Annotated in this window: 13 protein-coding genes; all 13 read right to left on the reverse strand. The window is 40.1% G+C overall.

The features are described from left to right. Positions 1-48 precede the first annotated feature (48 nt). A complete protein-coding gene (locus tag QZZ35_RS07195; RefSeq protein ID WP_291236780.1) occupies positions 49-555 on the reverse strand; it encodes an HDIG domain-containing metalloprotein in 507 nt (168 codons plus the stop codon). 281 nt (positions 556-836) lie between these two features. Next, positions 837-2,060 carry a hypothetical protein gene (locus QZZ35_RS07200; RefSeq protein ID WP_291236781.1) on the reverse strand — a complete coding sequence of 408 codons (1,224 nt, stop codon included), beginning with the start codon at positions 2,058-2,060 and terminating at the stop codon, positions 837-839. After that, positions 2,061-4,247, reverse strand: a complete 2,187-nt coding sequence (locus QZZ35_RS07205) for a PcfJ domain-containing protein (protein WP_291236782.1) — start codon at positions 4,245-4,247, stop codon at positions 2,061-2,063. Further along, the gene (locus tag QZZ35_RS07210; protein WP_442899876.1) at positions 4,229-4,795 is read right to left on the reverse strand and encodes a DUF7666 domain-containing protein; all 567 of its coding nucleotides are present in this window, start codon (positions 4,793-4,795) and stop codon (positions 4,229-4,231) included. Before QZZ35_RS07210 ends, QZZ35_RS07205 begins: the two co-directional genes overlap by 19 nt. Then, positions 4,796-5,161 carry a hypothetical protein gene (locus QZZ35_RS07215; protein ID WP_291236784.1) on the reverse strand — a complete coding sequence of 122 codons (366 nt, stop codon included), beginning with the start codon at positions 5,159-5,161 and terminating at the stop codon, positions 4,796-4,798. A gap of 99 nt (positions 5,162-5,260) precedes the next feature. Beyond that, entirely contained in the window at positions 5,261-5,809 is a 549-nt protein-coding gene (locus QZZ35_RS07220; RefSeq protein ID WP_291236785.1) for a Holliday junction resolvase RecU, read from the reverse strand. Between the two features lie 3 nt (positions 5,810-5,812). Beyond that, positions 5,813-6,298 carry an RNase H family protein gene (locus QZZ35_RS07225; RefSeq protein ID WP_291236786.1) on the reverse strand — a complete coding sequence of 162 codons (486 nt, stop codon included), beginning with the start codon at positions 6,296-6,298 and terminating at the stop codon, positions 5,813-5,815. A gap of 74 nt (positions 6,299-6,372) precedes the next feature. Continuing rightward, positions 6,373-7,188, reverse strand: a complete 816-nt coding sequence (locus QZZ35_RS07230; RefSeq protein WP_291236787.1) for a rolling circle replication-associated protein — start codon at positions 7,186-7,188, stop codon at positions 6,373-6,375. A 201-nt stretch (positions 7,189-7,389) separates the two neighbouring features. After that, positions 7,390-7,713 carry a hypothetical protein gene (locus tag QZZ35_RS07235; protein ID WP_291236788.1) on the reverse strand — a complete coding sequence of 108 codons (324 nt, stop codon included), beginning with the start codon at positions 7,711-7,713 and terminating at the stop codon, positions 7,390-7,392. A 117-nt stretch (positions 7,714-7,830) separates the two neighbouring features. After that, entirely contained in the window at positions 7,831-7,977 is a 147-nt protein-coding gene (locus QZZ35_RS07240; protein ID WP_291236789.1) for a hypothetical protein, read from the reverse strand. A gap of 259 nt (positions 7,978-8,236) precedes the next feature. Continuing rightward, complete coding sequence (locus QZZ35_RS07245; RefSeq protein ID WP_291236790.1) at positions 8,237-8,497, reverse strand: hypothetical protein; 261 nt, start codon at positions 8,495-8,497, stop codon at positions 8,237-8,239. A gap of 4 nt (positions 8,498-8,501) precedes the next feature. Then, positions 8,502-8,720, reverse strand: coding sequence for a hypothetical protein (locus QZZ35_RS07250; RefSeq protein ID WP_291236791.1), 219 nt, complete (start codon positions 8,718-8,720; stop codon positions 8,502-8,504). A 326-nt stretch (positions 8,721-9,046) separates the two neighbouring features. After that, positions 9,047-9,241, reverse strand: a 195-nt coding sequence (locus QZZ35_RS07255) for a hypothetical protein (RefSeq protein ID WP_291236792.1), incomplete at its 5' end; no start/stop codon positions are given.

Below are 9,241 nucleotides of genomic sequence, written 5' to 3' on the forward strand. Positions count from 1 at the left end.
CCTAAATCCTTATTTAAGTTGTCAAATAAATTTTGTCAACTAGCTTATTTATTCTCCATTAATCTGACTTGCTATCATATCCGCTGTATGTGTAAATAAAACATTTGGACAAATATTTACAGCCCTGGAATAATAGCTCCATTCTTTCTGATCTACAAATGCGCCCATATGGTATCTGATGCAGAGCTTTTCTTCTTCTGTTAACTCTATCAGTCCCATAAGCATAATCAGGCTCTTATCCCCGTGCCCTGAATACATGGCATGATTATTCCATTCTATCTTGTCATCGTCTGAATATATATAATCTTCCATTTTGCATACATCATGTAACAGTCCGATAAGATATGGGCTCTCTTCCCTTTCCCATTTAAGTCCAAGCTTATCTGTCAAATTTTGAAGTTCTGCTGCCACAGCAAGTGAGTGATCAAACAGTCCTCCTTTGTATGCACCATGATGACTCTTAGCTGCTGGTGCATCAAAATATCCATTCTCCATTAACCACACATATAATCTGTCATGTTTCTTTAGTACATTTATTGCTTTATCTCTTATCATTTTTTACTCCTTTAATTCCTTATTTAACCGTTTCTTTTTTGGAAATAGTTTAATCCATATTATCTTTCATCTTCAGATATAACGTTAGCATTTCCTTTAAATCTCTTTCTTTATTACACTGAGCATGAAATAGAGGTCTATTATCTTTGCTTATTGAAACATGATAATTTTCTGCTTGCGATACTCTATATCCATTTATTATCTCTACTTTTGGTAATTTCCCCATTTTCTCACCATATCCTATAATCTAAAAATTAAATCTTCCTCATGAACTGCATTATTTAAACAATTTCCTTCTTTAACCAATTTTCTATTGTACTTATAACAATAGCTCCTTCATCATCAAACAAATCTACCGTACAATCCGATATACAATCCGCTATACATTCTGCAACTTTCTTCTCCCCATTGACACTCTTAATCCTGTCCAGATTTGTCATTGGTTTCTTTTCTTCATCATCGTTAAACTCTTTATAGTCTGCATCTACAATACGTTCTTCCTTATCTTCCTCAACTTCTGCTGCCGATGCTTCACCCTGCAGTTCCGGTATGTCATCCGTTGTAATCTGGCCTGGAAGTAGTCTATTGTCCTGTTCTTCTGTTTTTCTCTCTACCGGCTGTGGCACCGGAATCTCTTCCTCTTTCTTTTCTCCAATCTCTGGTGCCTCCCACTCCTTCTTTTTATTCTCCTGTTCCTCTTGCGGTGTCGCAACCGGTTCTTTTTCGAATGATATATCCTGTGCAGCATCAAACAGATCCCCAGGTTCATGCTCCATAAAATGTTTCTTCCCGTTACTGTATATCCTGTGAATTATCTTTTTTTCATCAAATACCAAAAAATCATTCAGTTCCGGTACAAAATAGGATCTCTTTTTAAATACTTCAATGAAGTCTTCATATGATATCATTCTGTTTTTGATTTTTGACAGGAGTTCCTGGTCCATCCCTTTGAACAGATATCCCATTACCTTCTCCCATCTGTCTTCTATTTCTTCAGACGGTTCCTCTTCTTTTGGCGGCTCTATCATTCCATCTGCCATCTGTATGATTGGAAGATTATTTTCCTCATCTTCCTTTCTTTTCCTTTCCTCATCCAATTCCATCTTCCTTATCTCATGGATTTCCCTTACCGTAAGCTGTGGTATGATAACTGCCCTGTCATCATCTTCAAGGTTTGATATCTCCTGCATCTGGCTTTCCGAATACTCCATATACTCTTCACTTACCAGCTCACTGTATCCACCTACTGATACAATCCTGTTTATCTTGATCAGGTTCGTAGCCCTTGATGGGGAAATTCCTGCAACCATCCTTGCATATTCCCCTATACCGCTGCATCCTTTCTTTTCTATCAGACCATTATCCTGTGCCTGTCTCAGGTAATACCCCAGAGCACATGATTCCGTGATTACACCCTTCATATGCCCATTGAGCAGTGTATTGTGCTTCCTAATGTTGTCCTCAATTTCTGCCATTCCTTCTGTTGTTAATACCATCTGTTCCATCTACATTACCTCCATAAAATCTGCTTCCAGTACATCTGCCAGCAACTGTCCCGCCAGTTTTCCATGCCATACCCTGTTTCCGTCTTCCCTAAGTTTTTTATAATTCTTCTTTCTTCTCATATCTGACCTCTCTGCCAGCTTCTTTTCCTCCCTGCTCATATTCTTCTTCACCCACTGCTGCCATTCGTTCAGAAATGGTATACATTCCTTAAAATCCTCATTCTGGTTATCACCTACTGTCCGTTTCTGCCTTATGTTTCCTCCCGGTTCTACTTCCAGTGTGTAATATGGAGTATCCGGTGTTTCTGCTCTCCGCAGGAACAGTATGTATGACTCCTGCTGCTCCATACGGTCATAATAAAAGTCACATGTATGGATACAGTGTTTTAAAATCGTTCCCTCTTTTACGATGTCCAGTATTCCCTTCGGCGCCACGATACAGTACTTATCCCCTTTGTACTCATATTTTTGCAGTGTCCTGCACACTTTATCTACTTTTGGCCACTTTTTCTTCTTTTCCCCGGCAAGCTTATCCATACCTGCCATTTCCCTCATCGCTATCACATCCGCATGTGCCTTCCTGAGATCCTTTGGCTTATAAATCTGTTCATTTGACACATCCATCTTTTCTGTTGCAGCCATGCTGTAGTAATCATCCCATGTCCTCAAAATCTGCCTTGGACTATCTTTTGTCCCCTGCTGCTGTCTCCGCATATAGTTATATATCTGCATAAATGTCATTTTGTCAGATACGAAGGCTATGTCACTTGGTTTTATTCCATTTTCCCCGAAATAACTTATCATTCCATCATCAAAAGGACTTCTGTTAAGTTTATCCATCTGCATCCATTCCAGTGTCTCTATTTTCTTTGGATTTATCTTTTTGAGCCTTTCCAGCCTCATCCTGTCAAGCCTGAGCATTTTGGTTAATTCTGTCTCATTCTTATCTATAAGAAAATTGTTATCCGTCCGTATCTCCCATGTTCCTGCCAGATCGAGCAGACCTATCTTTACAAGCTTCTCGATTACCGGATTTTTTTCCTCATCAATCAGGTACGCTCCCACGTTCACGTTTCTTCCGCTCCTGATCCATTCCTTCAGTGAACTTTTCTTCAGGAAAGTCCTAAATATCTGTGTCATATTTTTTCTGTATACAGGTATGACTGACCTGTTGTTATACATGTCCCCTGGTATCCATCTGTCAAATTTATTCTTGTAAATTCCCCATTTGTACGTCCTGTGTACCTTATCCTCAAAAAACAGCACTCTCTTGTATTCATGTGCCTTATAATCCGGTGACTCCGGTCCTCTCCACCTGTAACTCTTCCACACCTCAAAGTACCTGACTACGATGCCTTCCCCTGTCCTCTGCACAAGCTGGCATTCATATGTTGTAGTCTCAAGTCTCTGTACCTTTGAATCTGCCTTATATATTATTTTCCTGTGGCATTTCGGACATCTGCTTTCCAGATTGTGTTTCGGTTTTTCCTTCAGCTGTACCATGCTTTCACAATAAGAGCAATATCCTTCCTTTGCTCCGTCCCGGTCGTATGTATAAAAAATAAAATGCTTGCTGATTACTTCCTTCTGCCACCACTTTTCAAACCCATCAGGCATCCTGTCCGGCACAAGCTTCATGTCTTCATCCCATGGCAGCTGTTCCCGTCTTTCCTTTTCTGCGATATTCTGCTTCTGTATTCTTTCCTGCCACGTTCTTACTGCCTTGTATCCCCTGCTGCCTTCTTTCATTCCCATCAGCTCTGCAATATACCTTGCCTGTGACGGCTCCATCCATGCTTCCTTTTGGGAATAATACATATAACTGTATTTATCATTTCCTTTTACATAATAAGCATAATCAAGGTTGTCGATTCTTGCCGTTCTCCACAGCTCCGTTTCATCCTTCCCCCACTCCCTTGTTATGTACTCACTGCCTTTTACATTCAAGAATACTTCAAACCTTGGCTTTTTTCTCCCATCATTCAGGTCATCCGGTATGAATATCGCAATCTTTATGTATTTTCCAAGATTCTGTGCGCGCATGAATATTCCATATTTCCGTTTACAGTCAGTCTTATGCCATGACGACTCTTTACGCTCACATTTTCCTTCATTCACTGCTGCCAGCCTTATCATTGCCTTTGTGGCATTAAGCCGTCTCAGCTTTCTCAGTTCTTTTTTCTGCATTTCACCTTTACACCTCCCATTCCATAATATTGCCCCGCCTTTATCTCTTTCCCGTCTACCTCATATACCTCAATCATCCTTATTTTTGTACTTTTTTCTTCCTCCTGAAGCAGGAACAGTATTGTTCCCTTTTCTCCTGCTGCCACAGGGTGTTTTCCCCTTACTATTATAAAATCCTCTTCTGTCTTCCCCTTTTCTTCATATACATATCTTGAGTCTCTCTTCCTTTTCGGATATTTCTGCATATACCTGCATGCATGTGCTGCCAACTGTACCCTTGTCAGCTCCTTCACAAGCGTGATTTCCGTGCAGCTTATCTTGCTATGACAATCATCTTCGTTAATGTCTCCTTCTGCCCTTACCATAAAATATCTGTCATCGTTTTTGTCATACCAGAAAAGACATCCTAAAGGATCCTCAGTACAGTGAAATCCTGTATTTGTACATTTCGCACTTTCCTCTTTGTATGTAACTCCCTGTTCATACCGGAAGCTACCCTTTCCCATTGTACATGTCATGTCTTTATGAAATCCTTTATATGCTATCATTTACTTTTCCTTCTCCGTGTAATATCCCTTTGCAATCTCCAGTACCTCTGACCTGTCCGGCCATCCAAGATATAAAGGTGTCCTTACTTTCGACGGCGTTGCTTTCACGATTCTGTCATCAATGTGTTCTTTATTCACGAATGCCCAGTCAACTACCATTGCCATGCATCCTATCAGGTTCCTGTCATCCCTCATGATTCCACGTGCCAACTCGCTTTCTCCTGTTTGGTCTTCCTTTAACACATTTTCTTCTATCACATCCTCCAAAAATGACACAAATCTGCTCTTCTCAATATTTTCAAATTCCTTTTTCAGCTTCATAACTGCTTCTATTGCGATGTCGCAATCGTTTATTCTGTTTTCCATCCCTTTCTCCTTTCCCCACGCCCAATACAGGGCGTGGCTACCATGGCTTTTAACAGTAACTGTGTGATATATAAAATACTCCCTGATTGAGTCAAAAGGCTAACTATTCAACATCTCCTGTATCCTTAAGCTCTCTTTTATGTATGCATCATCATCTGCCGGATCCAGAAACAAAATGCTTCCGTCAAATACAACTTTGAATGGCTGTACATCTGCTGCCATTATGTATTTACGCCCATATATCTGCTTCATGTTCTTCCATACCTTCCAGTCTATCCAAAAAGTTTCATTTCCTATTCCAGCGCATACTCCAACTGTTCCACCCAGCTTCTCATATCCGTCCAGTGCTTCCCACTGATGTTCCGTAACAACACTCTGCATTAGTTTATTTGTCAGTGTCCTTTTCGCTTCAAATGCAATGATCACCCCACCTCTATGGCATCCCATGAAGTCCGGCTCTGCATTTCCTGTAAATCTCACTGTTGCAGTCCCATCACGGTATTTACGCAATGTTCTAAACGGTTCCGGTACTTTTGCAATTTTAGCCACTCCTAAGTCCTCATACTTCTTGCATGCTCCCATAATATAATTTTCAAAACTGTGTCCCTGCGCATTATTCAGTCTTCCCTGTGTCCTCATATCTCCCATTTCTTATATTCCTCCGTCTAATCTCTGCTGTTCCCATTGTTCCCTCTGTTTCATCATTTCCTTTACCTGCTTTTTCAGTTTTTCTTTATCTTCATATGACTTTGTATTTGAAAAAGCAATATTATGACCTTTTATGTTCTTTATCAGCTCTCTCCACTCTTCTACATTGGCAATCCCTTCATTACGTACCGTCTTCCATCCGTTCTGCTGCCATTTATCCAATTTCTCTTTTCTGATATTCCCCTGTACATACTTACTGTCCATGTACACGGTAATATCGCATTTCTTTGTCAGGATTCCCAATGCTTCACTTAATGCAATCAGCATGACCTGATTCCTTGTTGCATATACTATTTCATTGATCTGTCTTTTCTCATGTTTTCCGTCCTGCTTTATATATTCAACAATTGCTGCATATGCCCTGTATTTTCTTTTTACATCCATTGAATCTGTTTCTATATAAATGTTCACTTTAAACGTCTTTTTCACCCTCTTTCAAAAGCCCCGCAGTATCTGTTCCGAACAAATCGCAAGGCACTTATCCACATACCTGTCTAACACTTTTAACCTCCTCCACCATCATCCTGCTGCCAGCTGTCCTTTTTCGTATCTATCCGGTATTCTGTATAGTGCAGGTAAGACATTCCCGTAAATGCATTTACCCCGCTAACAATACTGTTCTTATCTATGTAATAACCTTTTCTAGGCTTTGGACCATCCTTCAGAATCTTTCTCATATTCCAGTGTCTGTATTCCTTCCTTTTTGCCTTTGGCCGTATCAGATTGCGACTACAGTTGTAAGATAGGTATTTCCCCTGTTCTTCTTCCGGAAGTAATGAAAGCTGCTTATATGCATCTCCATCCTCTTCCGGCTTCTTCACGATATACTCTGCCAGCTTCTCATATCCTCCTTCTGCATATATGGACTTGTAATCTACTACACCATGTCCCCATACCTCCTGCATGATCACATCCGTATTTACCTGTCCTCGCAGACGGTTTACAAGAATATGTATATGGATACCTCCCTTCTCTCCTATCTCCATCCTGTATATGTACTTGAATACTTCCCCTACCTTCCGGTATCTTCTCTGCATGGTTCTAATAAAATCCCTAAAGTCCTTCTTTACCTCTTCCAGCTTCTTCCGTATTCCCTTTGGATATTTCAGACATGCCCATATGTCATACGGCCGGAAATTCTTCTTGATCAGTCTCCTTACATATTTCTCCCTGTTTATCTGGTTCTGCTTTCTTATCTGCTCCGGAGTCGGCTTCTTCCTCTTTGCCCTCTTCTCCCCCTTCGCTCCATAATTCCCTGCAAATTTATATTCATATTCATTCGAGTCAGTAAACTCGAACACATCCTTCCAGTAAGCCATCCTTTTCTGCCCTCTTACGTATTCCCTTATAAAGAAATTGTCCTAAGTTTAATATACTAATATTGCCACGATAGGGATTTGCGAATCCCTTGAAAAACTTGACTTTTCCGGCATTTTGGCTTACAATAATAAAGAACATTTTTGCTTTTTGTAAGCCACGAAGCAAACAACGCCATGAACCAGGTATTCCAGTACCCGGTTCTATTTTTTTGCCGAAATCCTTGTGTACCTCGTGTCCACTACTTCCTGCCTTGTCTTGTTGTTACGGATGCACCATAACCTTGCACGTTCCACCATGGATTCCTTAAAAAGTCCTTTCTCGTCTTCTTCCTTCCACTCATCCACGTTCTGCCTGTCCCCGAACAGTTCCTGCTTGTCCTCTTCGGAAAGCTCCATAAACACAGCTATGTTAAGTGCCTCGTTGTAAATCCACATCGCAGACAGATAATCCTTTGCATCATAGGCCTTTTTAAACTTCTTTGCTTTCTCTCTTAAGCCTTCCATAACTTGTCCATGTTCCAGCATCAGACCACCTCCAATCCTCTAAAAGTCCCTACTTCTTCCTGAAAAAAGGTAAAAAAAATAAAAGCACCCTATGTATACTCCCCTGCTGCCATCCTTCTCTTGTACTTTAGGACCGCATTATGCGGTCCTGTCATCATGTTCTTCATTCTCCGCAATACCTTTCTGCATCTTGTAGTACAAGTCCGTCAATGCTTCCGTCATTCTCTTGGACGTGTCCTCCGAATAATGAACGGTACAAGTATATCCTTCCTTGTTCTCTGCCATAGGCTTCACCTCCTCGTTCCATCCTATGTTGTACTGTTTGTACAAAATTCCTTTCCGTACCCTCTGTGCGGTGCGCAGGTGATGGGACACCTGCACTCCACTTTGCCTATTGGTTGTTATAAGGGGAAACCGGTGCTTACGCACCGCACAGAAGGCACGGACTGTTTACCTCGTCAACTAGTTTTCTAATTTATAAACCCAGATACAACCGAATGTCCCGCAGTTTATTATTTTTTAATAATTTTTCTCCTGCTGCCTTTTACCACCATGTAAATCCACTTCCATCCGGCTTATAGTGCCAATACTTACCACTCTCATATCGAACGCAAATATTTCCATTATGGTCAATCCAAGATTCAACCGGATGTCCTTCCTGCCACTCTTCCATGCTGCTGCAATGACACTGATAGATCCTGTCTACTAATTCCATACTTACCTGATTTTCCATGATATCCATCCTTTCTTTGTACCGGTGCAACAGTCCTTTTCTATCCATGCCCTGCTGTCCCTTCTTCTGCATGGCTTTAAATTTTCTCCCCTTTCAGGTTATACTTCGAAACAAACAATATATCAGCATCGATATTCATTCTTACCATGAATCCTTCTGTTGCATCACAGTGAATATTAAATCCAGTACATCTTTCTCCAAAATCTTCACCATTAATTTTGAATATCTTATTCCTTGTATCAATCTCTATTGTTTTTAATTCGTTTGGCATTTCCGCAAATACTTCTGCTTTCACTCTTCATCACTCCTTCCCTAATTCCATATTATGTAATCTTGATTTTTTCCTTCTAAACTCCTATACTTTTTTAGACATATTTCCTTATCTCTCTTATACATATATCGAAAGGAGTTTCTCTATGTACAAAATAGACAGTCATGAATCCATTACTTTTGTCAAAGTATCTGAACTTTTAAAAATTGTTGACCAGCTTTATATTGATCAAATGGAATATGCTAGACTTGTTATTCATTATGATAACAAAGATGAAAATCTCGACGGATCAGTTCATATATCAGGTATACCAAGCTTTGAATCATCTGAACCTGCAAAGCAATATTCAATCATACATTCTGCTGACCTTCCAAATTGTTATCTTTAACTCCATATTCCAAGTTTTTTCTTCTTGGATACAAAAACAATGAACCATCTTTTAGAATTACATTTAGTCCAAGTGTTATATGCTGACTTTGAAGTTGTTTTTCAAGGTCAGCAATTCTTTTGTTTAGATAGTTGTAATGTTTTCTTGATATCCACAC

This window comes from Frisingicoccus sp., from assembly GCA_016298055.1.
GTDB lineage: Bacteria > Bacillota > Clostridia > Lachnospirales > Lachnospiraceae > Frisingicoccus.

What these genes read in the sequence shown, in the direction of transcription:
- QZZ35_RS07195 (WP_291236780.1), bottom strand. Translation starts at nt 555, where the DNA reads ATGATAAGAGATAAAGCAATAAATGTACTAAAGAAACATGACAGATTA.
- QZZ35_RS07200 (WP_291236781.1), bottom strand. Translation starts at nt 2,060, where the DNA reads ATGGAACAGATGGTATTAACAACAGAAGGAATGGCAGAAATTGAGGAC.
- QZZ35_RS07205 (WP_291236782.1), bottom strand. Translation starts at nt 4,247, where the DNA reads ATGCAGAAAAAAGAACTGAGAAAGCTGAGACGGCTTAATGCCACAAAG.
- QZZ35_RS07210 (WP_442899876.1), bottom strand. Translation starts at nt 4,795, where the DNA reads ATGATAGCATATAAAGGATTTCATAAAGACATGACATGTACAATGGGA.
- QZZ35_RS07215 (WP_291236784.1), bottom strand. Translation starts at nt 5,161, where the DNA reads ATGGAAAACAGAATAAACGATTGCGACATCGCAATAGAAGCAGTTATG.
- QZZ35_RS07220 (WP_291236785.1), bottom strand. Translation starts at nt 5,809, where the DNA reads ATGGGAGATATGAGGACACAGGGAAGACTGAATAATGCGCAGGGACAC.
- QZZ35_RS07230 (WP_291236787.1), bottom strand. Translation starts at nt 7,188, where the DNA reads ATGGCTTACTGGAAGGATGTGTTCGAGTTTACTGACTCGAATGAATAT.
- QZZ35_RS07235 (WP_291236788.1), bottom strand. Translation starts at nt 7,713, where the DNA reads ATGCTGGAACATGGACAAGTTATGGAAGGCTTAAGAGAGAAAGCAAAG.
- QZZ35_RS07240 (WP_291236789.1), bottom strand. Translation starts at nt 7,977, where the DNA reads ATGGCAGAGAACAAGGAAGGATATACTTGTACCGTTCATTATTCGGAG.
- QZZ35_RS07245 (WP_291236790.1), bottom strand. Translation starts at nt 8,497, where the DNA reads ATGCAGAAGAAGGGACAGCAGGGCATGGATAGAAAAGGACTGTTGCAC.